The sequence below is a fragment of the Flavobacterium aciduliphilum genome (assembly GCF_003268855.1).
Classification (GTDB): domain Bacteria; phylum Bacteroidota; class Bacteroidia; order Flavobacteriales; family Flavobacteriaceae; genus Flavobacterium; species Flavobacterium aciduliphilum.
This window is the reverse complement of record NZ_QLSZ01000004.1, coordinates 91,494-118,316: the sequence shown is the minus strand read 5'-3', so window position 1 is coordinate 118,316 and position 26,823 is coordinate 91,494. Positions and strand designations below refer to the sequence as shown.

Genomic DNA, 26,823 nt, shown 5'->3' with positions numbered 1-26,823 from the left:
GGGATTATTTTTTTCAACATAGAAATAATAAAAAACTATTTAATCAATAATAAATAATGAGAAACTTTACTTTTTTACTGTTCGCTTTATTGTTTTCATTAGTTGGATATTCACAATTTCCAACTCCTGGAACGGAAGGGTTTGAAAACACAACTGGGCCAGATGTGGCATTGCCAGTTGCTTCTTCTAGTTGGACTCTAGGAACTGGAGCCACTGGAAATCAATGGGCGGTTTTTGACAATGGTGTGACTGGTTCACCACAAAGGCGATGGGATCGTGCAATAACTAATTTTTATGCGGGAACCCAAGCAGCATTTATTAACAGGAAACAAAATGGGGCTGCAGGAGTTACTTCTGAGGATTATTTAGCGACTCCATTAATCACTGTGCCAACCAATGGCCAATTGACTTTTTGGACACGAACAGGTTTTAATACAGCAGATGTAGTAAACTATTTAATTAAAGTAAATACAAATACAACAGCAGGATCGCAAACAACCCCAGCTAATTATACTATAACGGCACAAACTTGGGATAACACAACTATTGCTGCAACTTATAATGTATATGAGAAGAAAACCGTAGATTTATCAGCTTATGCGGGACAACAAGTATATATTGCTTTTGTTAGATCTTTTACACAACCTACTGGGGCACTTGGAGGAAACAGTTGGTATGTTGATGATGTGAAGTTAGTACAACGTTGTGTGGAACCAACGAATCAAACAGCATCAAACTTCTCTACAACAACTGCAAACTTATCATGGACACCTAATGGCTCTTCGTCATGGGAAATAGAAGTTGTTCCAGTTATTGGAGGAACTCAAACAGGAGTAGGAACAATTTATAGTGGTAGTTTACCATACACCGCTACAGGTTTAAATCCAGGGACTTGTTATGTATATTATGTACGAGCAAAATGTGCAGAAAGTGATAGTAATTGGGTAGGCCCTTTTAATTTTTGTACTTTAACACCAGGTTTGACATGTAACGCCCCGATAACGATTAGTTCTTTACCATATAGCACTACTGATAATACTGCAAATTATGGAGATACATATGATACAGCTCAACCAACGGCTTGTACGGGAAGTGCTACAAATTATATGCAAGGTAACGATGTATTTTATTCCTATACAGCTTCTACAACAGGAGCGATAACAATTTCCATGACTCCAACGGGAACTAATTCTAGTATTTTTGTATATCAAGGATGTGCTAATGTCGGAGTAACTTGTTTAGCGGGTGTCGCGAATACAGGAAGTGGAGTGAGAACTATAGCAAGTGTCAATGTAACTGCAGGTCAGACTTATATTATTGTACTGTCTTCAAGTGCTACAACACAAACGTATCCATATAATTTAGTAATACAACAATTGAATTGTGCACCTCCATCAACACTAACAGCAACAACAACAACAACAACAGCTACTTTGGGATGGACAAATCCAACATCTTCATCTTGGCAATATGTTGTACAGCTTCAAGGTGGATCTATTCCAACTGGAATAGGAGTTACAACGAATACAAATACAAATAATATTGCTACTGGTTTAGTGTCTGATACAGGTGTGGTTACTACACAGCTGAATTGTGATACTGCCTATCAATATTGGGTAAGAGCTGATTGTGGAAATGGAACGTTTAGTCCATGGACTGGACCATTCCTTTTTACAACTGCAGTATGTGTTCCAGGATGTGGTACAATATTTACTGATCCAGGTGGGCAAAATGGAAATTATGCTAATAACGCTAATGTTACTACACCTATATGTCCTGTAAATCCAGGGGAACAAGTAACAGTAACCTTTACGGCTTTTAATACCCAGTTGAATAATGACTTATTGAAAGTATATAATGGGAATGGGACATCTGGAACGTTGTTAGGAACTTATTCAGGTACAACAATACCACCAGCTATTACTTCATCATCTCCAGATGGATGTTTAACTTTTGTATTTACTTCCAATGCTTCAACTGTAGCTGCGGGATGGGTTGCAAATGTGACATGTGCACTAGCACCAGGTTGTCAAAAGCCAATTTTGTTAACAGCACCTTCAGCTTCAATTACGTATAATTCTGTAACTGTAGGTTGGACACAAAATGCTAATCCAGATACCACTATTCCATCACAATGGGATGTTATAGCTGTACCTTGTGGAAGTCCAGCACCAACTGCGTCTACAACGCCAGGTGTTATAGCAACAACTTCAAATCCATTAGTTTATAATGAGGGGCTTTCCCCTTTAACTTGTTATGATTTTTATGTAAGAGCTAATTGCGGAAGTGGAAACACAAGTGCATGGAGTGGTCCTGTATCTGCTACAACAACGATTGCACCACCAATTTGTGGAGGAAATTATGTTGATTCAGGAGGTACAACTGGAAATTATGCTAATAACGCTAATGTTACTACACCTATATGTCCTGTAAATCCAGGAGATCAAGTTACAGTAACTTTCACAGCCTTTAATACGGAAGCAAATAATGATGTACTGAAAGTATATAATGGAAACGGAACAACAGGTACCTTGTTAGGAACATATTCTGGAACAACTTTACCACCAGCAATAACTTCTTCTTCACCAGATGGTTGTTTAACATTTGTGTTTACATCAAATGCTACTACAGTAGCTGCAGGTTGGGTTGCTAATGTAACTTGTGCGCCAGCCCCTGCTTGTCAACAGCCAATATTATTGACGGCTACATCTGTTCAAAGTACAACAGCAGTATTTGGATGGACACAAAATGCTAATCCAGATACGACTATTCCTTCTCAGTGGGAATATGTAGCAGTAGCTTGTGGTTCACCAGCCCCAACTGCATCAACTATTGGTACAGCAGCAACTTCAAATCCATTTACAATTACAGGATTAACACCATCGACTTGCTATGATTTGTATGTACGAGCAAATTGTGGTAGCGGAAGTTATAGTGCTTGGGTTGGACCTAAATCTATTACAACAACAGCTTGTGATAACGGTTGTAACTATACTTTTACTGTAAGGGATTCTTTCGGAGATGGATGGAATGGAAATACGATGAGTGTTATCCAGAATGGAGTTACAGTAGCCACATTGACTGGACCAACAGCAGCACAAGGAACTACTTCTATTCCAGTTACAGTTGCATTATGCCCTGGTCCATTCCAATTATTTTGGAACGCAGGAGGAACTTTTGCAACAGAAGTTGGTGTAACCATTACAAGTTTCTTAGGAGATTTGTTATATACACATGCGCCTGGTACCTCATTACAAAATACACAATTGTATTCTGATGTGACTATATGTTCACCTCCAACTTGTCCAAAACCAACTAATTTAACGGTATCAAACATTAATACTACTTCTGCATTATTATCTTGGACAGAGGCAGGTACTGCCACCCAATGGCAAATTGTAGTTCAACCTGTTGGAACAGGTTATCCTACTGCATCTTCTACAATAATTACTCCTCCATCAAATCCTTATACTATTACAGGACTTACTGCAGGAACAAATTATGAATATTATGTAAGAGCCGTTTGTTCGGCAACCGATTCAAGTATTTTTAACGGACCTAAAACTTTCACAACGACATTATGTAACTCTGGGTGTAATTATACTTTCACTGTAAAAGATTCATTTGGTGATGGTTGGAATGGAAACACGATGAGTGTAATTCAAAATGGTATAACTGTCGCTACATTAACTGGTCCAACAGCGGCACAAGGAACAACACCAGTGCCTGTTTCAGTATCACTATGTCCTGGGCCATTCCAATTATTTTGGAATAATGGAGGAACATTTGCAACAGAAGTAGGAGTGAGTATAACAAGTTTCTTGGGAGACGTGTTATACACACATGACCCTGGTACCTCACTACAAAATACCTTATTATATTCTGATGTTACCGTTTGTACACCTCCAACGTGTCCTAAAGTAACTAATGTAGTGGCAACAGGAACCTCAAATACAACCGCAACGGTTTCATGGACAGAAAATGGTTCGGCGACACAATGGGAAATTATTGTAACCCCTTCTCCATCTACTGCACCTACTGCAGCTTCAACGGGAATTATTGTTTCTACGAATCCTACTACATTACAAAGTTTAACACAAGGTGTTTTCTATGATGTTTATGTGAGACCAATTTGTTCTTCTACAGATGTAGGTTTATGGACTAATGCTACTTCTTTATATATTACTCCACCGCTACCGACATGTGCAGGGGTTGATGTTACAACTTCAACCAATTTGCCGGGTGTTATAAATGTATGTCCAAATAGTTGCGTTAATTTAGCAGCAAGTTATACGAATTCATACACAACATCCTCTTATGCAGTAAGTTCAATTCCTTACGCTCCCTTGTATCCATATACAGGAGGTACTCAGGTTTCAGTGAATACTGATGACGTTTGGTCTGGAGATATTCCTCTACCTTTTAAATTTTGTTTTTATGGTAATACATATAATGCGATTAATATTGGTTCAAATGGCGTAGTAACATTTAATACACATGCAGCTGGATCAAACTGTCCATGGGCATTTACAGCAACGATACCAAATACAACATTTCCTATATTAAATGCTATTTATGCACCTTATCAAGATGTTAACCCAGCAACGTTAACATCGCCTGCTCAACCAAATATTAATTATCAAGTATTGGGTACGGCTCCTTGTAGAGCAATGGTAATTAATTTTAGTAAACTTGCACAATTTAGTTGCGGAGTTACAGTAGGAATTCAGACAAGTCAATTAGTATTATATGAAACATCAAACATGATTGATATTAATATTAAAGACAGAACTTCTTGTACTGGATGGAATTCAGGTAGTGGAGTAGTTGGTGTTCAAAATGCTGCTGGTACTAGTGCTGTTGTACCTCCTGGAAGAAATACAGGAACTTGGTCAGCTACTAATGAATCTTGGAGGTTTACTCCAAATGGACCATCAAATGTTACTTTTGCATGGCTACAAGAAGGATCCGTACTTAGTAATAATACTAACGTAACAGTATGTCCTACGGTTAACACTAACATGACAGCTCAAGCAACTTATACGGCTTGTGACGGTACTACTATTGTAAAAACTCAAAATGTGTTGTTAAATATAACTAATACAATTCCAACGTTTACTCAAATAGGACCACTTTGTCAAAATTCTGTTGCACCTTTATTACCGACAAGTTCAACAAATACACCTACACCAATTACAGGTACTTGGAATCCAGCAACGATTAATACATCTATTACAGGTCCAACGGTTTATACATTTACACCTGATGCAGGACAATGTGCATCAACTGTACAGATGACGATTATAATTAATCCGCAAACAATAACTACATTTGTAGATCCAGGACAAATATGTGCAGGTACACCTGCTCCAATATTACCGACAAGTTCAACAAATGCACCCACACCAATTACTGGTAACTGGATTCCTCCTGTTATTGATAATACAACATCCGGTACATATGTGTTTACACCTGATGCTGGCCAATGTGCTACACCAGTAACATTAAATATTTCAGTTAATCAAAACTGTAATTTTGGAAGTTTTGCAAGTGCAGTTTGGTTACAAAATTGTTCAACCTCTAATTTCTTTAATACTACAGGATCAGGTGTTGATTTAATTGGTCCTGCAAGTAATGTGTTTACAAGCACTAACTTAGGTACTTATATTCAAAATTCTGGATCACTACAATTAAAAGGAGGTGAGGTAAAAACATATAAAGCTTCAACAGCGAATGTTTGTAGTGCAAATTTATATTATAGAATCTATCCACAATCTGGAACTCCAGGTACTTTCCAATCGATGAATCTACCATGGTTTAGCGATTGTGGTTCAGGAACCTTCAATAATGGCGGTGGGCCTTGTAATACTGGAGATCAAAAATGGCAAAAGGTATTACCAAATGCACTTTATCCATCAGAATTACCAGTTGATTTAACTACATTTACTCCTGGAAATTATGTAGTTCAAGTTTATTATGATATTACAGGAAGTGCTACATCTACATCGTCTTGTAATGAAACGATCTTGATAGATAATTCAGGGGCATTTTATACCTCGACATTCACGATTCAAGCACAGCCTTCATACACTTACACTAATCCAACAACTTGTGGAGGTGTTGATGGAACTATTACAATTTCAGGATTGGCTCCAAATACAAATTACGATATTACTTACGAACAAGATTCAAATGTTGTAGGTCCTACAACGATGACTTCAAGCGCAACAGGAGAAATATTACTAGATGTATTAGTAGCAGGAACCTACTCTAACTTTGTATTAAGTATTAATGGATGTACTTATCCAAATAATATACCTATTATATTAGAAGATCCAGCGACACCAACTGTTACTGTTAATAGTGCATCAGTATGTGCTGGTCAATCAGTAGTTATGACGGCAACACCTGGAACATCTGGATCCTATTCATATTCTTGGACTATTCCAGGTGGAACTGCGCCTGGAGATGTTGCAAGTTTTAGTACTACCATACCAGGTACTTACAGTGTAGTAATAACAAATACTCTCACAGGATGTACTAGTCCTAGTGCTTCAGGAACATTGACAAATAGTACTTTAATTGTTCCGACATTTAATACTATTGTGCCATTATGTTCTGGAGCTACAGCACCGGTATTACCATCATCGTCAACTAATTTACCAATTGCTATTACGGGTACTTGGATTCCACCAGTTGTTAATAACACAACTTCTGGTTCTTATACTTTTACACCAGATGCTGGTCAATGTTCACAGCCAATAACAATTAATGTTACTGTAAACTCAGTACCTGATCCAGTGGCTAATATTGTTACACAACCAACATGTACAACAACAGGAACAGTGGAAATTATGTCTCCGCTTACTACTACAGGTACTGTCCCTACAGATTTATTTATTTCTGAATTAACAGATTCTAATGCAGGATCGTTATCTTATATTGAAATCTATAACGGAACAGGTAATGCGGTTAATTTATCTAATTATACTTTAAAAACAGCTTCCAATGGTAATACTACTTATTCATTTTCATTACCTTTAAATAATGTTATGTTAGCAAATAATGCTAAATATGTAGTTGCTTTAGGTAATGATAGCACTTGTTCATCAATACCCGGAGGAGATGGTTCGTACGCTTCACAAACAAGTGGATCAGGATCAGTTAATTTTAATCCAAACGGTAATGATCATATAGGTCTTTTTAATGGGTCTACTCTAATAGATAGTTGGGGTGTTTATGGAAGTAATTCATGGGCACCTTCTTCAATAGAAACAGAAGGAGCAGATTTTAGAAGAAAAATTACTGCTGTTGTTCCAAATACAACATTTAACAATAATGATTGGGATATTCTTGATTATGCTGGTAGTGGTGTTTGTGCAAACAATGATTACTCAGATATAGGTATTTATAACTATCCTACGACATCAGTTACTTATCAATATAATGTTGATGGGGGTACATATCAATCAAGTACAATATTTACTGGTTTGACAGCAGGTTTACACACATTTACAGTTCAAGATGTTGTAACAGGTTGTATTTCAAATCCTGTAACGGTTACTTTTACGAATAGTTCAGTTCCAACGGTAACGGTAAATAGTCCAACCGTTTGTCAAGGACAACCAGTGTCGGTTACAGCTACGCCAGATGTACCTGGTACCTATACATATGTATGGACAGGACCAACAAACCCTGGAAATGTTGATAGTTTTACACCTACTGTTTCAGGAACATATACAGTTACAATCAGTGCGAATGGATGTACAAGTGCACCAGCAACAAGTACAGTAACGATTAATCCAATACCAACGGTAACGGTAAATAGTCCAACCGTTTGTCAAGGACAACCAGTATTGGTTACAGCTACGCCAGATGTACCTGGTACCTATACATATGTATGGACAGGACCAACAAACCCTGGAAATGTTGATAGTTTTACCCCAACCGTGTCGGGAACATATACAGTTACAATCAGTGCGAATGGATGTACAAGTGCACCAGCAACAAGTACAGTAACGATTAATCCAATACCAACGGTAACGGTAAATAGTCCAACCGTTTGTCAAGGACAACCAGTATTGGTTACAGCTACGCCAGATGTACCTGGTACCTATACATATGTATGGACAGGACCAACAAACCCTGGAAATGTTGATAGTTTTACCCCAACCGTGTCGGGAACATATACAGTTACAATCAGTGCGAATGGATGTACAAGTGCACCAGCAACAAGTACAGTAACGATTAATCCTATACCAACTGTAACGGTAAATAGTCCAACCGTTTGTCAAGGACAACCAGTGTCGGTTACAGCTACGCCAGATGTACCTGGTACCTATACATATGTATGGACAGGACCAACAAACCCTGGAAATGTTGATAGTTTTACACCTACTGTTTCAGGAACATATACAGTTACAATCAGTGCGAATGGATGTACAAGTGCACCAGCAACAAGTACAGTAACGATTAATCCAATACCAACTGTAACGGTAAATAGTCCAACCGTTTGTCAAGGACAACAAGCAGGAGTAATGGCTACACCAGGAGTTCCAGGAACATATACTTATACTTGGACTTATCCAGGAGGTGCGACAGATCCAGGAAATGTATCAAACTTTACAGCTACAGTTTCAGGAACGTATACAGTTACAATCAGTGCGAATGGATGTACAAGTAATCAAGCTACAAGCACAGTTACAATAAATTCTTTACCAACTGTAACTGTTACTGGAGATTCAGTTTGTCAGGGTGCCAATGCAACAGTAACTGCTAATCCATCACCATCAGGTACGTATAATTTTGCTTGGTCAGGTCCTTCAAATCCTGGAAACGTACAATCGTTCACTACAACTCAAGGAGGAACATATTCTGTAATTGTGACAAATACATTAACAGGTTGTACAAGTACATCTGCCTCAGGACAAGTAGTTGTAGCACCAGCATTTGACTTTGATTTGACAGATGGATGTCTTGATAATAATTTTGATGTGAATGTAGTACCAACTAATGGTTCATTTGATATTAATTCTGCATCCTACAGTTGGCAAGTTGGTGGAGTACCTGTTTCAGGTGCAACAGATGCTACATTCAATGTAACTAATTATGTAGCAAGTTTAACACCAACACCATCATTGCCATTAACAATTTCTGTTACAGTAACAACAAATCAAGGATGTACACAATCACATGCAGTTACTGTAGATAGAATTTATTGTGACATTCAGAAAGGTATTTCTCCAAATGCTGTTCCTGATGGTAAGAATGACTTCTTTGACTTAAGATTAATGAATGTTCAACAATTGACAATCTTTAATCGTTATGGTACTAAAGTCTATTCTAAGGTAGACTATACTAACGAATGGATAGGTCAATCTAATAATGGAGATGAATTACCAGACGGAACTTATTATTATGTAATTGAGTTTAAAAATGCTCAAGCTACTAAGACAGGTTGGATTTACATCAACAGAGAAAATAAGTAACAAACAATAATAAATGAAAAATTTCAATGCAATGAAAAAAATATATTTCTTAAGTCTGTTTGCTATTATGGCATTTGTTGATGTTCATGCACAACAGGATCCACATTATACGCAATATATGTATAATATGAGTGTTATGAATCCAGCTTATGCCGGTTCAAAAGAGACAATGACAGGAGGTTTGTTATATAGAAAACAATGGGTAGACATTGAAGGTGCACCATCCACAGGGACTCTTTTTATTAACAGCCCTGTGGGTAAAAACGTTGGTTTAGGTCTTTCAGCAATCAATGATAAAATTGGACCAGTTGAAGAGACAAATGTTTATGCTGACGTTTCTTATACATTAAATTTGGGAGGTGAACATCGTCTGGCATTTGGTATGAAAGGTGGAGGAACATTCCATAAAGTAGGTTTATTTTCTCAAATTGGAGATGGTCACGTACCTGATTTAAATGACCCAGCTTTTCAACAAAATTCTAGCAAGTCGTTTTTAAATTTAGGTTCTGGTTTGTTTTACTACACCGATAAATACTACGTTGCTTTTTCGGTGCCAAATATGTTAAAATCTAGTTATTTAAGTTATAGTGGAGTTCGTTATGGAACAGAGGTATTACATTATTTCTTAACAGGAGGTTATGTATTCCAATTAAATCCTAATTTGAAATTCAAACCTTCTGCAATGTTAAAGTCTGCTTTTCACGCACCAACTTCATTAGACTTATCGGCAAATTTCTTGTTTAATGAAAAGTTTGAAATAGGGGGGACCTATAGAACTCAAGACTCTTTTGGCGCAATGGTTAATTATGCTATTAATCCATCTTTACGAATTGGATATGCTTATGACAATGTAATTTCAGATTTGAAAGTAACCACACCTTCTTCTCATGAAATTATGATTTTGTTTGACTTAAATTTCCCGAAAAAAGTATCTCGTTCACCAAGATATTTCTAACATAAAAATAGTAAAAAATGAAAAATCTATATATAGCATTATTTTTTGGTGCAGTTAGCACTTCAATGGTTGCTCAAAATAAGGATACTAAATCTGCGGATAAATTGTTTAACAGATTCGAATATGTGTCTGCCGTTAAGGAATATATGAAATTAGTTGATAATGGGAAAGCCGACACTTATGTTTATAAACAATTAGCCGACTCCTATTATAACATGTTTAATGCAACAGAAGCTATAAAATGGTATGCCAAAGCGACTGATAAAAGTCAGGATGCAGAGTCTTTTTATAGATATGCTCAAATGCTTAAAGCTACAGGAAAATATGAACAAGCGAATAAACAAATGCAAAAATTTGCATCTCTAGTGCCAAATGATCAAAGAGCAAAAGCGTTCCTTGAAAACCCAAATTATATTCCTAAGATTTTAGAAAAAACAGCTAAATTTGAAGTAAAAGCAACTTCATTAAGTTCTGATAAATCAGATTTTGGAGCGGTACTTTATGACAAAACAGTTTATTTCTCTAGTGCTAGAAATGGTGCTCGTAAAAATTATTCTTGGACTAACGAACCTTATTTAGATATCTATAAATCTATTTTAGGAGATAATGGTATTTATTCTGAACCCATTCCTGTAACGGAGTTAAATACTAAGTTCCATGATGGAACTATCACGATTTCAGAAGATGGAAATACGTGTTATTTTTCTACTGAGAGCTTCAAAGACAAAGCCTTCGAGAAAGTAAAAGCAAGTAATTCTAAATTTAGTCAAATTTACTTATATAAAGCAAATAAGTCTGGTGAAACTTGGACAAATATTAAAATGTTACCTTTTAATAGTAAAGAGTATTCTTGTGCTAATCCTTCTCTAAGTAGAGATGGAAAAACATTGTATTTTTCTTCAAATAGACCTGGCAGTATTGGGGGTAATGATATTTGGAAAGTAGAAATAACAAAAGATGGTTATGGCGAACCCGTAAATTTAGGTTCCAAAGTAAATTCTGAAGGGAATGAGAACTTTCCTTTCATATCTGATGATGGGACTACATTATTTTATGCCTCTAGTGGTAAACCTGGTTTAGGAGGACTAGATATTTTTCAAATAGATTTAGCTAAAGATACTGATGCAGTAAATATGGGTAAACCTATTAATACTGAAAAAGATGATTTTGCCTTTACGTTTAATAAAAAAAGTAACTCAGGTTTTTTATCTAGCAATAGAAATGGAAATGACGATATTTTCCTAGTAACCCCAATTTGTGGAGTTGATGTTAATGTTGTTGTTACTAACGCTAAAACAGGAGAAATACTTTCTAACGCTAAAGTGGCTATTGTTGATGAAAAGAAAAATGTAATTGCTACTCAAACTTCAAATGAAAAAGGGGAAGTATCTTTTAGAGTGGAGTGTGATAAAGTATATTCAATTCAAGCAACTAAAGATGGATTTGAAGGAAACATATTTGCTGTTGCAAAAAGTAAAGGACCATCACTCAATGTTCCAGCGCCATTACAGCCTATTGATGTTATTGTAACGCCTACAGAAATTGTTTTAAATCCAATTTTCTTTGAGTATGATAAAAGCAATATTACTCAACAAGGTGCTTTTGAATTGGATAAGCTAGTTCAAGTTATGAAAAATAACGAAAAGCTAGTAATATTTGCTAAATCCCATACTGACAAGAGAGGTAGTGATAAATACAACTTAGCTTTGTCTGAAAGAAGAGCTCAAGCTACAGTTCAATATATTATTTCTAAAGGGATTCCTGCTAGTAGAATTTCAGGTAAAGGATTTGGAGAATCTGAACTTAAAGTTCAATGTGAACCTTGTACAGATGAACAACATGCTCAAAACAGAAGATCAGAGTTCTTAATTGTAAAATAATTATCAAATAAATACTAATAAAGGCGATTCTAAGGAGTCGCCTTTATTAGTATTTATTTGAAATATCAAAGTACTTTTGCATCACTATGTCTCTGTAACCTAGAAATAATTACATTTGTTTTTATAATCAATACAATCTTATCATTGAGTTTATATAAAAATCTTTTTAAACAAACACTAATATATGGGTTAGCCACGGTTTTCCCTAGGATTATTAGTTTTATTCTTAACCCATTATTTGTAGTTTATTTGAAAGATAAGAGCGAAATGGGTCAAGTATCGGTAATTTTTTCCTATTTAGTATTTTTTAATGTCGTTTTATCCTACGGAATGGAAACCGCTTTTTTTAGGTTTTATAACACGGCATCAAATAAGAAAACTGTCATTTCAACCACAATAATATCCATCTTTTGGTCAACGATTGTCTTTTTAATTTCTGCATTATTGTTTCGAAAACAGTTGGCGTTACTTTCCGGAATACATGTTGAATATATAACCTATACAGTTTGGATTTTAACCTTAGATGCTCTTGCAATTGTTCCCTATTCCAAGCTCAGAGCTGAAAAAAGACCTATGAAGTATGCTTTTATTAAAATGCTTAATGTTACTGTAAATTTAGTGTTAAATATTTTCTTTCTTGCCTTTTTACCTTCTATAGCTAGTCATGATCCCAATGGATTTTGTAGTACTCTTTTCATAGATAATTTTCAAATAGGGTATATTTTTATTTCAAATCTTTTAGCCAGTTTGATTACTTTGCTTTTGCTTTCATCCAATTATTTTACCATTGAATGGGTCTTTGATTATTCTTTATGGAAAAAAATGATGCAGTATGGAATTCCAATATTAATTGCTGGAATTGCCTTTGCTATTAATGAACATTTCGATAAGATTCTTTTAGATTGGATGCATGTACCCATGGCAGATATTGGCGCTTATGCAGCGTGTTACAAGATAGGGATGTTTATGGTTTTATTCCGTACAGCTTATACCTTGGGTATTGAACCTTTTTTCTTCAGTCATGCCAGTCATGAAAACGCTCAACAAACTTACGCAACCATAACTAAATATTTTGTGATATTTGGTTCTTTTATTTGTTTATTCGTAATCGTATTTATAGATTTACTTAAAAAACCATTAGTACCAAATCCTAATTATTGGGATGCAATAAAAGTTGTGCCTTTGATTGTTTTGGCGAATTTCTTCCTTGGTATTTACACAAACTTATCCGTTTGGTATAAACTCATTGATAAAACAAAAATAGGTGCTTATATCTCTTTAATTGGCGCTGCAGTAACTTTGATACTGAATTATCTATTAATACCAACTATGAGTTACTATGGTTCTGCAATAGCTACTATAGCAGCATACGGAAGCATGATGGTATTGTCATATCAAATGGGTCAGAAAAAATATCCTATTCCTTATGATATGAATCGGATTTTTAGTTATTTAGGGTTGACCGTTGTGTTTTCTGGAGTTTCATTTTACATTCCTTACATACGAGAAAATTATTTTATAAAAATTGCCTTACTAAGCTTATTTTTATATTTTATCTATTACAGTGAAAAAGATACTTTGTTACGAATCATTAAAAGAAAAGCAAAATAATGACGATTAAAATCATTAATAAATCACAGCACGAATTGCCAAATTATGAGACCTTAGCCTCGGCTGGAATGGATTTACGTGCCAATATATTAGAATCTATTACATTAAAACCGCTAGAACGAACTCTTGTTAAAACAGGACTTTTTATAGAATTACCGATTGGCTATGAAGCCCAAGTGCGACCACGAAGCGGATTGGCCGCTAAAAAAGGAATTACAGTTCTAAATTCACCTGGAACAATTGATGCTGATTATCGTGGGGAAATAGGCGTAATTTTAGTAAATTTATCCCAAGATGATTTTGTGATAGAAAACGGTGAACGTATTGCACAGTTAGTTATTGCAAAACATGAACGTGCTGAATGGATTGAAGTTCAGGAATTGTCCGAAACGTCTCGAGGTGAAGGCGGTTTTGGCAGTACAGGTGTTAAATAAAAATAAGAATTAAAAACTAAGATATGAAAATAATAGTACCCATGGCAGGACGAGGATCTCGATTAAGACCTCATACATTAACCATTCCAAAACCATTAATACCTATTGCAGGAAAACCAATTGTGCACCGATTAGTGGAAGATATTGCAGGCGTATTAAACCAAGATATTGAAGAAGTAGCCTTTATTATTCATGAAAGTTTTGGTAAAAAAGTTGAGGAAGAACTTATAGCCATTGCACAAAAACTTGGTGCTAAAGGAACCATTTATTATCAAAATGAAGCGTTAGGTACAGGACACGCCATTATGTGTGCTAAAGAGTCTCTAAGTGGTCCAGCTGTAATTGCTTATGCGGATACCTTAATTCGCGCCGATTTTGATTTAGATACTACTGCTGATAGTGTGATTTGGGTCAAACAAGTCGACCAACCTGAAGCGTTTGGTGTTATTAATTTGAATGCATCTAACGAAATCATCGAGCTTGTTGAAAAACCAAAAGAGTTTGTTTCTGATTTGGCGGTTATTGGAATATACTATTTTAAAGATATTGCCGTTTTAAAGAATGAATTGCAAGCCGTTTTAGATAATAATATCATTCACGGTGGAGAATATCAAATCAATGACGGGATTAAACAAATGATGGCTAAAGGCATGAAATTTGTTCCTGGAAAAGTAGACGAGTGGATGGATTGTGGGAATAAGGATGTTACAGTAGACACCAATTCTAGAATGTTGAATTTTCTGCACCAAGATGGAGTTTCTTTGGTCGATGGTGATGTAAAAATGCAAAATGCAACAATAATCCCACCGTGTTATATTGGGCAAGATGTGGTTTTGATTGATGCCGTTGTAGGTCCTAATGTCTCTTTAGGTAAAGGAACACATGTTGTAAACACCACTATAAAAAATAGTTTAGTACAAACACATGCGCATATAAAAAATGCTACATTAGACCAAGCAATGATAGGGAATCATGTGAATTTTGATGGCAATTTTACGAGTATTAGTCTTGGAGATTATACGGTTTTAGAATAAAAATGATAAATAAAAAAATAATTTTAGTATTCTTTTTTGGACTATTTATGATTCCTGTGACCAACTGGGCGCAAACGGAACCTTTGGATACTTTGGCTCTAGCAGAAAATAAATTTCAAGATGCTTTTTATGAGTCTTTAAAACAAAAAGGAATAGAAAATTATGATAAAGCCATTGAATCCCTTGAAAAATGTAGCGCACTACAAGCAGATAAAGCGGTGGTATATTTTGAACTGGGTAAAAACTATCTAGCCTTAAAAAAATATAAAGAGGCCTATGATAATTTTGAAAAAGTAACCAAAATGGAACCCAAAAATCGCTGGGCATGGGCAGGAATGTATGACGTGTGTTACGAAACACACGATTACAATCAGGCGATAGTCGTGGTTCAAAAACTTATCGAATTTAAAACAGACTATAAAGAAGATTTAGTTTCACTGTACATGAATACGCAACAGTTTGATAAAGCGTTACAGTTAATTAATGAATTGAATGATACTGTAGGAAAATCAGAAAAACGTGAACTTTATAAAGCACAAATTCTACAAGATGCCTCATATCAAAGTGTTGAAAAAGTAAATCTAATTCAAAAAATTAAAGAATTCCCCAAAGAAGAATCAAACTATTTGGCTTTAATCTATTTATATTCTCAAAGCAATCAAGAAGATAAAGCTTTGGAAGTAGCCAAACAGTTAGAAAAAGAAATCCCTAATTCTGATTGGGCACAAGTGAGTTTGTTTAAATTTCATTTGAATAATAACGATGGCGAAAAAGCGGTAAAAGCCATGAATATCGTTTTAGCAAGCGCGAAAATCGATCGAAAAATAAAACATCGAATCCTAAACGAATTTTTAATATTTACCAAAAATAATCCACAGTTCGATACGGATTTAGATAAAGCAATAGGATATTTTAGCGAGGATAAAGAAGTAAAAGTAGCTAAAGAAATAGGAAAATTTTATCAAAGCAAAAAAGAATGGAACAAAGCCATTAAATATTATGTAATGCATTTAAAAAGTAATGCGGATGATATGGAGGGAATTTTATTGTTAATGCAAGCCTACACAGAAAACATACAATTTGATGAGCTTCAAAAGGCCTCAGACAATTACATACAACTGTTTCCCACTCAACCTCAATTGTATTACTATAATGGTTTAGCAAATAACCAACTTCACAATTACAAAAAAGCCAAGGAAATTCTTGAAACAGGCATCGATTTTATTGTTGACGATCTCTATTTAGAAATAAATTTTAATCTTCAGCTTGGTGAGGCTTTTAATGGATTAGGTGATATGAAAAAGAAAGAATTTTATTTTCAAAAAGCCAACGTATTATTAGAAAAAACAAAAAAATAATTGTTTAAAAGAGTTTAGTTAAAAACCTATGAAAAAATATATTGTGTTATTAGTTGTATTGTTGGCTTCTTGTAAACCTAAGGCAATTCTTTTAGAATCTCAAAAGCCAATAGTAGACGAATCAACGATTACGGTCGATAAAATAAGCGAAAAGAACCAAGAAAATAATATTGATTTTTCAACGCTGAATATCAAAGCTAATGCGCAATATGACGACGAAAAAAACGCTCAAAATGTCACCGCCGAAATAAGAATCAAGAAAGATGAAAAGATATTGGTCATTATTCGCGTTTTAGGAATAACCATGGCCAAAGGGTTGATTACTCCTACCTCTGTCCAATATTATGAGAAAATTGGAAATAAATATTTTGAAGGAGATTATCAAGGACTCAGTAAATGGCTTGGAACCGATTTAGATTTCCAAAAAGTTCAAAATATGTTTATTGGGAAAACATTTGAAAGCATAAAAAAAGGGGCTAAGTACCAGGTTTCTGTGAACAATCAACAATACCAACTCAAAAAAGAATCAGAGACCAATACTGAGACGACTTTTTTGTTTGAAAACGAACATTTTTTATTGAAACAACAAGAGATTTCACAACCTCAAAACAATCGTTTGTTGCAAGTAAATTACGCTAATTATCAGAAAATAAACAATCGGGTGCTTCCCACTTTACTTCAAATCAATGCCCACCAAAACGAGACCAAAACAACTCTTTCAATAGAATATAAAAACATCCAATTTAATGAAGATCTAACGTTTCCCTATAACGTTCCAGATCGATTTGAACGAGTTTACATAGAAAAGAACTAGTAGCTATGCAAAAAAAGGTATTTACCCTAATGTTTATGTGTTTTTGCGCTCTTGTTTGGAGCCAACAAACACAAGAAGAATTAGAACAAAAGAAAGCTAAAATTCGAGAAGAAATTCTTGAAAAAGAACGAATGTTGCAAGAGGTTAAGTCTAAAGAAAAATCGGTAGTGAAATTACTTTCTTTACAGAAAGAAAAAATCGGATTGAAAGAAAAATTAATAAATACCACAGCAAAACAGACCAAATTATTGAGTGATGATATTTATCTAAACCAACTTCAAATCAACAAATTAAATAGAGAATTAGTGGTGTTGAAAGAAGACTATGCTCAAATGATAGTAAAGTCCTACAAAAGTCGGTCTCAATTGAGTAGAGCCATGTTTTTATTGTCTTCAGAGAACTTTTCTCAAGCCTACAAAAGATTGCAATACATGAAGCAATATTCGAGTTATCGAAAAATGCAAGGCGATGAAATAAAAGATAAAACACAAAAGTTAGCAGATTATAACGCGAAACTTAGCGGACAAAAAACAGAAAAGGAACTCTTATTAGCGGAACAAGAGAAGCAACGACAAGATTTAGAAAAAGAAAAACAAGAACAAGAAAAAATAGCAAGCAGTTTAAAGAAAGATAAAAAACAAATTGCAGCCGAAATCAAGAAAAAACAACAAGAATATCAACGAATTGATGCTCAAATCCAAAGGTTGATTAGGGAGGCCATTGCAGAAGCCAATAGGAAAGCTGCTGCCGAACGGGCTAAAGCTAATCCCAAGACAACAACTGTAGCAGAAACCAGAAAAATTGAAGAATCTACTAAAATTGTATTAACACCAGAAGGTCAGTTAATTTCTAATAATTTTAAAGCTAATAAAGGGAGATTGCCTTGGCCTGTGGAAAAAGGGGCTATTACATTAGGGTTTGGAAATCAGACGCATCCCGTATATAAATCACTAACGATCCACAATAGTGGTGTGGAAATCACTACAGAATCTGGTGCCTCAGCACGAGCTGTTTTTGGAGGTGAAGTAACTAAAGTTATTGTGATTTCGCCCCTCAATAAAGCCGTTTGTATCCAACATGGGGATTTCTTCACAATTTATCAAAATCTTAGCAGTGTTACGGTAAACGCTGGGGATAAGGTTTCTCCAAAAGAAGTGTTAGGAAAAGTACGCACTAATCCAGAAGGAAAGACAATTCTTAAGTTTATGATTTCACAAAACACAAACTATGTTAATCCAAGTTTGTGGTTGAGAATGTAATTATATTACTTTTCGCCATCCCATTCGGCATAAAATTGTGATAAAAAGAGCTCCATAAATTTATGGCGTTCATGAGCAATTCTTTTGCCAGTTTCTGTGTTCATTTGGTCTTTTAAGAGTAATAATTTTTCATAAAAATGATTCAAGGTAGGTCCCTCACTATTTTTATATTCCTCTTTTGTCATGTTCAATTTGGGTGCACAATCGGGATTGTAAATGGGTCTGTTTTTAAAGCCACCATAATTAAACGTTCGTGCAATTCCAATAGCACCAAGGGCATCCAATCGGTCGGCATCTTGTACTATTTGAAGTTCAATCGAATGAAAAGTTCTTTCAAAATTTCCTCCTTTAAACGAAAGGTTCTCAATAATAGAAACCACAGCAGTAATCATCTCTTCAGACACGTTTTCAGCTTCCAAAAAGGTACGAGCTACCTTTGGACCAACCGTTTCGTCTCCCTGATAAAATTTACTATCAGCTATATCATGAAGCAATGCTCCAAGTTTAACGACAGTCAAATCACAAATTTCATTTTGAGCAATTAGTAAAGCATTTTTATACACACGTTCAATATGAAACCAATCATGACCCGATTCGGCATGGGTTAATTGTTGCTTTACAAAATGAATAGTACGATCAATTAAAGTCATGTTAATGAAGTAAAAATCCTTTTCCGAAAGAAAGGATGATTCGTTTTTACTTTATCAAAGCAGGTTGAACCCATTTAAAGACATAGTTATCTTCGGGTAAAACCAAGCGTTCAGAAATTTTAGCCATTCGTTGTGGCAATTTCATTAAAAAATCTCTTGCTTTTTCGGCTTCATCTGTAAGATTCACTATTTTATCAATTTCCCATTTGTCGATCAATTTTTGCAAAATGTCCACATAATCCGTTGCAGTATATACGCCAAGTTTTTGTGCTGAATCGGAAAAATGATTAAAAGCGGTACTGATTGACTGCCCTGATTCTCTTAAAAAGTGAGCAGGCATAGTAATTTTTTGTTTCATCATGTATTGAAACGCCAACATCATTTCGGAGGGATCCACCTTAAAAATTTGGGTAACAAATTCACTGTAAGCGGTGTGGTGCCGCATTTCATCTCCAGCAATTAATTTACATGCTTTTGAAAGCTTTTTGTCACCATATTTTTTAGCAATTTGAGACACACGATGGTGTGAAATATAAGTCGCTAATTCTTGAAAACTAGTATATACAAAGTTTTTGTAGGGGTCTCTCCCAGTACCAATATCAAATCCATCATTGATTAAATGATGCGTGGTTAGTTCCACTTCTTTCATATTGACACGTCCTGATAAATACAAATATTTATTAAGCAAATCGCCATGACGATTTTCTTCACCAGTCCATAGGCGTACCCATTTTGACCAACCATTTCGTTCTTTGTTATCTACTCCTTCAACTTCCATAAGCCAAGATTCATATGTAGGGAGCGCTTCTTCAGTGATTGTATCTCCTACCATGGCTACCCAAAATTCGTAAGGAAGTTCTTTAGCAATTTCTTGTAATTCTTTGACATCTTCAAAAAAAGTATCACTTTGAGAATCGGGTATCAAATCGGAAGGTTGCCAAATTTGTTCTACTGGAATTAAAAATTGTTCTACGAAGTCATCAATTTTGTGTTCTAAAAATTGCATTACTTCTAATCGGATGTTTGTTATAGACATTTTAAGTTGGGATTTAATATCAAAAATTTAAATAAGTTATAGTTTGATAGCTTGTGTTATGGTTTGTTCTGTTTTTGACATGATTTCTTCAAAAGAAAAATCTTTTACGGGTATTGCCTCGTGAATAATGAATTCGAGATGATTTCCAAGACCCATCGGAAAAGAGCCAAATTTAACCATTTTCCAAGAATTGTTGATAGTAATGGGAACCACATAAGCCGATGGAGCATTTTTACATAAAATTTTTAATCCACTTTGCGCAAATTCTTTAGGTTTACCGGTTTTACTTCGTGTGCCTTCTGGAAAAATAACCGCTGCTCTTTTGTGATGTTCAATATATTGTGCCAATTCTTTAATTACGGGAATGGCTTGTTTAGGATCTTTTCTGTCAATTAGAACAGAGCCACCATGTCTCAAGTTATAAGAAACACTCGGAATGCCTTTCCCAAGTTCCTTTTTGCTAACAAATTTCGCATGATGCTTTCTTAAATACCAGATAATCCCAACAATATCGTAAAGACTCTGATGGTTTGCCACAAAAATGATAGGAGCATTATTTGGGATAGTATCTCTGTTTTTAAACGTATATTGGGTTCCAAGAAGGTTCGTGCATTTTACTAGAAAAAAATTCAAATAATCTACACTTTTTTTGTGTGCTTGATAACCAAAAACATTGAAACACACCCATTGTATGGGATGAAACACACATAATGTAATTCCAAAAAAGAAATAATATAGAACAGAAATCGGATATGAAAATAACTTTTCCATGTGTAAAGAAAATAGTTTGCTAAAGTAATAAATATATTTCGGTTAGAATTGTTTAAAACTCATTTTGATAACAATCATTTGCATTATTTTTTTACTTATTTTTACAAAATTAAATGCCTAAAAATTTTTAAAAATGAGTACAGAGAAAGAAGCCAAGTTAAAAGCGTTACAGCTTACCTTGGACAAATTAGACAAAACATACGGTAAAGGAACCGTAATGAAAATGGGAGATAAAGCCATAGAAGAAGTTGAAGTGATTTCTTCTGGTTCTCTTGGATTGGATTTAGCGTTAGGGGTAAATGGCTATCCAAAAGGAAGAATTATCGAAATATATGGTCCAGAGTCTTCAGGGAAAACGACACTGACGTTGCACGCTATTTCAGAAGCTCAAAAAGCAGGAGGTATTGCTGCTTTTATTGATGCGGAACACGCTTTCGATAGACATTATGCCGAGAAACTTGGCGTAGATATTGAAAATCTTATTATCTCTCAGCCTGACAATGGGGAACAAGCTTTAGAAATTGCAGAAAATTTAATCCGTTCTGGAGCTATTGATATCGTGGTGATTGATTCCGTTGCAGCTTTAACTCCGAAAAGTGAAATTGAAGGAGAGATGGGCGATTCAAAAATGGGGTTGCATGCTCGATTGATGTCGCAAGCGCTTAGAAAGTTAACGGCAACGATTAGTAAAACCAATTGTACGGTGTTTTTTATAAACCAATTAAGAGAAAAAATTGGTGTTATGTTTGGAAACCCCGAAACAACTACTGGAGGAAACGCTTTAAAATTTTACGCCTCGGTGCGATTAGATATTCGACGCGTTTCTCAAATTAAAGATGGAGAAAATGTTATTGGAAACCGAACCAGAGTCAAAGTTGTTAAAAACAAAGTGGCACCACCTTTTAGAACAGCAGAATTTGATATAATGTATGGAGAAGGGGTTTCTAAAACAGGGGAAATCCTTGACTTAGCGGTTGAATTTGAAATTATTAAAAAAGCGGGTTCTTGGTTTAGTTATGGGGATACCAAATTGGGGCAAGGACGAGATGCGGTGAAAACCCTCATTAAAGACAATCCCGAATTAGCTGATGAATTGGAAGATAAAATAAAAGAAGAAATCAAGCAAAACAACGCTTAAAAGAAAGTCCCGTTACATGTTAACGGGATATTTTTTATACAAACGCAACCTTTTTCAAAAGGTTGCATCTAAACAATAAAAACAATAATTTATGAGAACTTTATTTTTAGTAATAACACTTAGTTTTTTACTTTTTTCTTGTAGTAAACATGATGATGATTCTAATCAAACGTTAGAAACAATCCCTGTAAGCCAAGTTGATATGCCTACTAAATTTGCTAAAGACAGTATTACAGAAATTCCATTAAGCTATATTCGGCCTACTGTATGTCATAGTTTTTATGATTTTTACTATTATCGAGATGGAAATACAAGAACTGTCGCAATCATTACCTTAAATCAAAATACAGGGAATTGTCCGGTAAGTCAAACCACCTATACGATTCCGTTAAAATTTAAACCAATAGCATTGGGAACGTATCATTTTAAATTTTGGATTGGAACTGATTCACAAGGGGTAGATCAATATGCTGAATATGATGCTGTGGTAAACCATTAATAAAATTCTCTTGGATTTAGAGCAAATAATACATGATTGTAAGAAAAACCAAAGCAAAGCACAAGAACAATTATACATGCTATATGCTCCTAAAATGTTCACGGTTTGCCTAAAATATTCGCGTAATTATGCCGAAGCTCAAGATCATTTACAAGAAGGATTTTTATTGGTGTTTAACAAGATTTATCAATTCGAATTTAGAGGAAGTTTTGAAGGCTGGATAAAGAAAGTATTTATCAACTATATTTTACAACAATATAGAGGGAAAAGTTTTCTGAGTGTGATTGAAGAGGATGTTGAAGAAGACGTTGAGGTTGAAGTCGATGAAGAAATACCTATGGAATTTCTGATGAAAATTATTCAAGAATTACCCGATCGCTACCGTTTGGTTTTTAATTTAAGTGTTTTTGAGAATTTTTCACATCAAGAAATAGCACAACAACTTGGAATTACTGTTGGGACATCTAAATCTAATTTATCAAGAGCTAAAATGATACTAAAACAAAAAATAGAACATTATAAGGGAACTTCTAAAATTCCCATTACAAGATGAAAGAAAGCAAAAACATACAATCCTTTTTTCAAGAAAAATTTGAAAATCTAGAAATTCAACCCAATCCTATAGTTTGGGACACAATCTATCATGAATTACATGAGAAGAAAAAAAGAAGGACTGTCTTTTTTTGGTGGTTTTTTTCTGGAGTTGCAGCAGGTTTTGTTTTGTTTTTTTCAATCAATAATTTGTATTTCCAAGAAAGAGAAGGATTGCGTCCCGATTCTGTTTCCAGTCAAAAACAATCTGTGAGTAGTGATGAACTAAAGAAAACCAAAGAACCTCAAAAGACAAGCAATCCTCAAGAGATTAAAAAAAATGCCCCAGAATATGTTGTTGATAGAATAAAGGACAAACACACGCTATCAAATACACGCGTATCAAAAATTGAATATGACAAAACAAGTGGTTTTGCAGTCACATATAAAGAAAAACAAACGAGCACATACACACATAAGTTACATTATAAAACCGCTAATGACAATCAAGATGATCCTAAAAATCATTCAGAGGCATTAAAAACTCTGGAAGACCATGCTTTAGTAAACGAAGCCAATTCCAAGTTATATAGTAATGAACTAAAAGAAGCTTCACCAAAAGCAGTACTCGAAATTAATTCAAGCGAAGATAAAAAACTTGACTCCACAAAGATAGTTGTGGCTGTTCAAAATCCGTTGGAAGAATTGCTCAATGAAAAAGAAAGCAAGCTTGAAAAAGAACCGAAAGTAAATAGGTGGCAAGTTTTTACCAACATTGCGCCTATTTATTTTAGTTCTGTCACGGAAGGTTCTCCATTAGATAGTAACTTAAAAAATAATAAAAAAAGTTATTCGCTTAACAATCAAAGTTATGGTGTTGGATTGGCTTATGACGTGAATAAAAAAGTAAAAGTTCGCGCAGGAATCAACATCCTTAATGTCGATTATTCTACGCAAGATATTGTGTATTATTATCAATCGGATATGGTAAGTGGAAAAATAGATCATTTAAATACAAATGCTATTGGGGGCGCTATCATTATTGAAAGCTTAAATAATGTTACGATTCCTTTTAACAAGATGGGAGAAAAATCACAAGGAAGTATCAATCAAAAATTAGGTTATGTAGAAGTACCTTTAGAATTGACGTACGCTTTGTTAAACAAAAGATTTGGAATCGATTTTATTGGAGGAATGAGTACGTTGTTTTTAAATAAAAATGAAATTTTTCTTCAATCGCCTACCTTACAGGTGAAAATTGGAGAAGCAGACAACTTGAATAACACACACTTTAGTGGTAATCTTGGATTGGGAATAAAATATGCGTTGCGAAGAAACTTTTTAGCAAGAGTAGAACCTACGTTCAAATATCAAGTGAATACTTTTAGAAATGATTCCGGTAATTTTAATCCTTATGTGTTTGGGATTTACACAGGCTTAAATTATATTTTTTAGATAGTTTAGTTTAGAATTAGTTAAGTGAAATTATTACGAAAGTAATGATTTGAAAAGAGCGAAACCCATCGCTCTTTTTTTATGAATTATAATTTTTTAATTGCTCTAAAATAATTTGATGCGCACTTTCTTTTAGTTCCTTTTTATGCTCTGATGTCAAGCCTAGGGTTTCAATAAAAGGATGAATAGTTGCTCTTAATTTACCCGGACTTCCACTAAAAAAAGTATAGGAAAACCGTTTTTTATTGTCCCCAAAAGTGAGAGGAACAATTGGGATTTGATGTTCAATGGCAAGACGAAAGGCACCTTCTTTAAATCCATCCAATTCAATGGATTCGTCTGGGACTCCGCCTTCTGGAAAGATACAAATACTTAATCCTTGTTTCAGCCTTTTTTCTGCTCTTCCATAGACATTGCCTCTGCTTTTTGAGCTCGAACGATCGACCAAAATACAGGTTCTTTTGTAGAAAAAACCAAAAAGTGGAATTTTAGAAAGTTCCTTTTTACCCACAAAAACAAAAGGGTTCCTTATCAAAACTAACATCAACATGATGTCTATCATAGAAGTGTGGTTAGCTATCAACATATAACTTTTTTTTGAATCTAGTTCTTGTTTCCAATCGGCTTGAATGTAAAAGCCCATAAGAAATAAAATAACTTTGGCCCAAATCCTTGCTAGCATAAAAAAATAGGGATACCATTTCTCTTTCAGGATGGATAGGGTTAAAAAAGGGAACAAGAGTACTATCATCGAACCCAATACAATGTAGAACCAAATCCTCCAAAGAATCCAAAAAATAGTTTTTAATACAATCATAGGTCAAAAATATGGAATAGTCTTCAATTATTAATACATAACAATTAACTTTGCCCTTAAAATCAATTATTGGTTCGATTATTCACAAATATTTTAGGCTATGGCAAAAATTCTAACAGGAGTACAAAGTACAGGAACCCCGCATTTAGGAAATCTATTAGGCGCGATAATTCCTGCAATCGAATTATCTAAAAACCCCAAAAACGAATCGTTTTTATTCATTGCCGATTTGCATTCGATTACTCAAATTAAAGATGTCGAAACGTTACGGTCAAATACGTATAGTACTGCTGCTGCTTGGCTTGCTTGTGGTTTAGATGTCGAAAAAGTAATTTTTTATCGTCAAAGTGATGTGCCCCAAACGGCTGAGTTGTCTTGGTATTTAAGTTGTTTTTTTCCTTTTCAACGTCTTACGTTAGCTCACTCTTTCAAAGATAAAGCCGATCGACTTGAAGATGTAAATGCAGGATTATTTACTTACCCTATGTTGATGGCGGCCGATATTTTATTGTATGACGCCGAATTTGTTCCTGTTGGAAAAGATCAAATGCAGCATATTGAAATTACACGAGATGTGGCATCGCGATTTAATCATCAAATGGGAGACACGTTTGTGCTCCCAGAAGGAAAAGTACAAGAAGAAACCATGTATATTCCAGGCACCGATGGTCATAAAATGAGCAAATCAAGAGGAAATATCATCAATATTTTTAGTGAAGATAAAGCGCTTCGAAAACAAATCATGAGTATTGAAAGCGATAGCACCCCTCTTGAAGAACCTAAAAATCCAGACACATGTAAGATTTTTGCGATTTATAAATTGATTGCCAATGAGGAACAAATTGCCGCAATGAAAAGTAATTATTTGAGAGGGAATTATGGCTATGGGCACGCCAAGCAAGAACTTTTCGAATTGATTTGCGACAAATTTAAAAACGAAAGAGAACAATATAAGTATTATATGGAACATCTTGACGAAGTTGATGCTTTGTTACAACAAGGAGCTACAAAAGCTCAGCAAATTGCCAATGAAGTACTTGGTAGAGTTCGAACAAAACTCGGATTCCTTTAAAAATAATGCAGCATTATCCGT

At 34.7% G+C, this 26,823-nt stretch carries 18 protein-coding genes; 14 read left to right on the top strand and 4 right to left on the bottom strand.

Annotated features, from left to right (window positions below):
- Positions 1-56 precede the first annotated feature (56 nt).
- The 9 genes from CLV55_RS05935 (at position 57) to CLV55_RS05895 (ending at position 18,833) form a co-directional block, all read left to right on the top strand.
- Positions 57-9,488, top strand: a complete 9,432-nt coding sequence (locus CLV55_RS05935; RefSeq protein WP_112112834.1) for a fibronectin type III domain-containing protein — start codon at positions 57-59, stop codon at positions 9,486-9,488.
- 31 nt (positions 9,489-9,519) lie between these two features.
- A complete protein-coding gene (locus tag CLV55_RS05930; RefSeq protein ID WP_112112925.1) occupies positions 9,520-10,443 on the top strand; it encodes a PorP/SprF family type IX secretion system membrane protein in 924 nt (307 codons plus the stop codon).
- A 17-nt stretch (positions 10,444-10,460) separates the two neighbouring features.
- Positions 10,461-12,323, top strand: coding sequence for an OmpA family protein (locus tag CLV55_RS05925; protein ID WP_112112833.1), 1,863 nt, complete (start codon positions 10,461-10,463; stop codon positions 12,321-12,323).
- 144 nt (positions 12,324-12,467) lie between these two features.
- Positions 12,468-13,934 carry a lipopolysaccharide biosynthesis protein gene (locus tag CLV55_RS05920; RefSeq protein ID WP_112112832.1) on the top strand — a complete coding sequence of 489 codons (1,467 nt, stop codon included), beginning with the start codon at positions 12,468-12,470 and terminating at the stop codon, positions 13,932-13,934.
- Positions 13,934-14,368 (top strand): dUTP diphosphatase, encoded by a 435-nt coding sequence (gene dut / locus CLV55_RS05915; RefSeq protein WP_112112831.1) that lies wholly within the window; start codon positions 13,934-13,936, stop codon positions 14,366-14,368. The genes CLV55_RS05920 and dut overlap by 1 nt, the downstream gene beginning before the upstream one ends.
- A gap of 23 nt (positions 14,369-14,391) precedes the next feature.
- A complete protein-coding gene (locus CLV55_RS05910; RefSeq protein ID WP_112112830.1) occupies positions 14,392-15,402 on the top strand; it encodes a sugar phosphate nucleotidyltransferase in 1,011 nt (336 codons plus the stop codon).
- Positions 15,403-15,404: 2 nt separating this feature from the next.
- Positions 15,405-16,760: a tetratricopeptide repeat protein gene (locus tag CLV55_RS05905; protein WP_112112829.1), complete on the top strand. Its 1,356-nt coding sequence runs from the start codon at positions 15,405-15,407 to the stop codon at positions 16,758-16,760.
- A 28-nt stretch (positions 16,761-16,788) separates the two neighbouring features.
- Positions 16,789-17,574, top strand: a complete 786-nt coding sequence (locus CLV55_RS05900) for a DUF4292 domain-containing protein (protein ID WP_112112828.1) — start codon at positions 16,789-16,791, stop codon at positions 17,572-17,574.
- A gap of 5 nt (positions 17,575-17,579) precedes the next feature.
- On the top strand, positions 17,580-18,833 hold the full coding sequence (locus CLV55_RS05895) for a murein hydrolase activator EnvC family protein (protein WP_112112827.1): 1,254 nt from the start codon (positions 17,580-17,582) through the stop codon (positions 18,831-18,833).
- A 5-nt stretch (positions 18,834-18,838) separates the two neighbouring features.
- Here CLV55_RS05895 and CLV55_RS05890 read toward each other — a convergent pair whose 3' ends face one another.
- The 3 genes from CLV55_RS05890 to CLV55_RS05880 are packed head-to-tail and all read right to left on the bottom strand — an operon-like array spanning position 18,839 to position 21,290.
- Positions 18,839-19,483 (bottom strand): HD domain-containing protein, encoded by a 645-nt coding sequence (locus CLV55_RS05890; protein ID WP_112112826.1) that lies wholly within the window; start codon positions 19,481-19,483, stop codon positions 18,839-18,841.
- A 46-nt stretch (positions 19,484-19,529) separates the two neighbouring features.
- The gene (locus tag CLV55_RS05885) at positions 19,530-20,519 is read right to left on the bottom strand and encodes an acyl-ACP desaturase (protein ID WP_112112825.1); all 990 of its coding nucleotides are present in this window, start codon (positions 20,517-20,519) and stop codon (positions 19,530-19,532) included.
- 36 nt (positions 20,520-20,555) lie between these two features.
- The gene (locus CLV55_RS05880) at positions 20,556-21,290 is read right to left on the bottom strand and encodes a lysophospholipid acyltransferase family protein (protein WP_112112824.1); all 735 of its coding nucleotides are present in this window, start codon (positions 21,288-21,290) and stop codon (positions 20,556-20,558) included.
- 133 nt (positions 21,291-21,423) lie between these two features.
- Here CLV55_RS05880 and recA point away from each other — a divergent pair, with 133 nt between their 5' ends.
- From recA to CLV55_RS05860, 4 genes are all read left to right on the top strand, one after another.
- Entirely contained in the window at positions 21,424-22,428 is a 1,005-nt protein-coding gene (gene recA / locus CLV55_RS05875) for a recombinase RecA (protein ID WP_112112823.1), read from the top strand.
- Positions 22,429-22,519: 91 nt separating this feature from the next.
- The gene (locus CLV55_RS05870) at positions 22,520-22,927 is read left to right on the top strand and encodes a hypothetical protein (protein WP_112112822.1); all 408 of its coding nucleotides are present in this window, start codon (positions 22,520-22,522) and stop codon (positions 22,925-22,927) included.
- Positions 22,928-22,937: 10 nt separating this feature from the next.
- The gene (locus CLV55_RS05865) at positions 22,938-23,480 is read left to right on the top strand and encodes an RNA polymerase sigma factor (RefSeq protein WP_112112821.1); all 543 of its coding nucleotides are present in this window, start codon (positions 22,938-22,940) and stop codon (positions 23,478-23,480) included.
- Positions 23,477-24,913, top strand: coding sequence for a hypothetical protein (locus CLV55_RS05860; RefSeq protein WP_112112820.1), 1,437 nt, complete (start codon positions 23,477-23,479; stop codon positions 24,911-24,913). Before CLV55_RS05865 ends, CLV55_RS05860 begins: the two co-directional genes overlap by 4 nt.
- Positions 24,914-24,992: 79 nt before the next feature.
- Here the strand turns inward: CLV55_RS05860 and CLV55_RS05855 are convergent, their stop codons facing one another.
- Entirely contained in the window at positions 24,993-25,730 is a 738-nt protein-coding gene (locus CLV55_RS05855) for a lysophospholipid acyltransferase family protein (protein WP_112112819.1), read from the bottom strand.
- Between the two features lie 100 nt (positions 25,731-25,830).
- Between CLV55_RS05855 and trpS the strand changes: the two genes are divergently transcribed.
- Positions 25,831-26,802: a tryptophan--tRNA ligase gene (gene trpS, locus CLV55_RS05850; protein WP_112112818.1), complete on the top strand. Its 972-nt coding sequence runs from the start codon at positions 25,831-25,833 to the stop codon at positions 26,800-26,802.
- Positions 26,803-26,823: the final 21 nt, after the last annotated feature.

What these genes read in the sequence shown, in the direction of transcription:
- CLV55_RS05935 (WP_112112834.1), top strand. Translation starts at nt 57, where the DNA reads ATGAGAAACTTTACTTTTTTACTGTTCGCTTTATTGTTTTCATTAGTT.
- CLV55_RS05930 (WP_112112925.1), top strand. Translation starts at nt 9,520, where the DNA reads ATGAAAAAAATATATTTCTTAAGTCTGTTTGCTATTATGGCATTTGTT.
- CLV55_RS05925 (WP_112112833.1), top strand. Translation starts at nt 10,461, where the DNA reads ATGAAAAATCTATATATAGCATTATTTTTTGGTGCAGTTAGCACTTCA.
- dut (WP_112112831.1), top strand. Translation starts at nt 13,934, where the DNA reads ATGACGATTAAAATCATTAATAAATCACAGCACGAATTGCCAAATTAT.
- CLV55_RS05910 (WP_112112830.1), top strand. Translation starts at nt 14,392, where the DNA reads ATGAAAATAATAGTACCCATGGCAGGACGAGGATCTCGATTAAGACCT.
- CLV55_RS05905 (WP_112112829.1), top strand. Translation starts at nt 15,405, where the DNA reads ATGATAAATAAAAAAATAATTTTAGTATTCTTTTTTGGACTATTTATG.
- CLV55_RS05900 (WP_112112828.1), top strand. Translation starts at nt 16,789, where the DNA reads ATGAAAAAATATATTGTGTTATTAGTTGTATTGTTGGCTTCTTGTAAA.
- CLV55_RS05895 (WP_112112827.1), top strand. Translation starts at nt 17,580, where the DNA reads ATGCAAAAAAAGGTATTTACCCTAATGTTTATGTGTTTTTGCGCTCTT.
- CLV55_RS05890 (WP_112112826.1), bottom strand. Translation starts at nt 19,483, where the DNA reads ATGACTTTAATTGATCGTACTATTCATTTTGTAAAGCAACAATTAACC.
- CLV55_RS05885 (WP_112112825.1), bottom strand. Translation starts at nt 20,519, where the DNA reads ATGTCTATAACAAACATCCGATTAGAAGTAATGCAATTTTTAGAACAC.
- CLV55_RS05880 (WP_112112824.1), bottom strand. Translation starts at nt 21,290, where the DNA reads ATGGAAAAGTTATTTTCATATCCGATTTCTGTTCTATATTATTTCTTT.
- recA (WP_112112823.1), top strand. Translation starts at nt 21,424, where the DNA reads ATGAGTACAGAGAAAGAAGCCAAGTTAAAAGCGTTACAGCTTACCTTG.
- CLV55_RS05870 (WP_112112822.1), top strand. Translation starts at nt 22,520, where the DNA reads ATGAGAACTTTATTTTTAGTAATAACACTTAGTTTTTTACTTTTTTCT.
- CLV55_RS05860 (WP_112112820.1), top strand. Translation starts at nt 23,477, where the DNA reads ATGAAAGAAAGCAAAAACATACAATCCTTTTTTCAAGAAAAATTTGAA.
- CLV55_RS05855 (WP_112112819.1), bottom strand. Translation starts at nt 25,730, where the DNA reads ATGATTGTATTAAAAACTATTTTTTGGATTCTTTGGAGGATTTGGTTC.
- trpS (WP_112112818.1), top strand. Translation starts at nt 25,831, where the DNA reads ATGGCAAAAATTCTAACAGGAGTACAAAGTACAGGAACCCCGCATTTA.